This is a genomic window from Oleiphilus sp. HI0132 (genome assembly GCF_001635845.1).
In genome coordinates this window covers 1-521 of record NZ_LWGJ01001505.1, presented here as the reverse complement: position 1 = coordinate 521, position 521 = coordinate 1, and the positions used below count along the sequence as shown (strand labels likewise).

At 41.3% G+C, this 521-nt stretch carries 1 protein-coding gene; it reads right to left on the bottom strand.

Annotated elements, in window-relative coordinates; translation table 11 throughout:
* Positions 1 to 224: 224 nt before the first annotated feature.
* Positions 225 to 521 (bottom strand): pseudouridine synthase (locus tag A3766_RS23220; RefSeq protein WP_231882971.1); only part of this gene is annotated, 297 nt, incomplete at its 5' end.

The window sequence follows — 521 nt, the reverse complement described above, 5'->3', positions numbered from 1 at the left end:
TACTTGAATTGCATGACAGTATCATTAGCGTCAGATCTCAGTTAAATACCGGGACAGAATTTTCCTTTGCTTTGATGAGGGTCTAGCTTAGAGGGTGAGACGGGAATGTTCATTTTTTTTAATAGTGAAAAGTGATTTTTCTCATACTTTTTGCTTGTGGGGAGCGGCACTAACTCAAGGGAAAGAGTAGAGTTAATGAATATCATTCCAGCGTTTAGTATCGGCTAAAATGGAGAGGGGCATAAGCCCTTTATTTGTGTTCCTGAAATAGGGTGTACAAACTCCAATGTTGTTGCATGTAGCATTAGGCGGTCAGCCATTGCTTTACTACGCTCTGTTGCATATAAGTCACAGCCAATAATAGGGTGTAAGATTTCGCGGCTATGAATTCGCAGTTGATGGGTTCGTCCTGTCAATGGTGTGAATGTTACCTTGGTCAAGTCAGGGTTCAGGTAGCGCTCAATAACTTGAAATTTTGTTATCGCCTCTTTACCTGTTTCGTAGCAGATTTTCTGGAATGG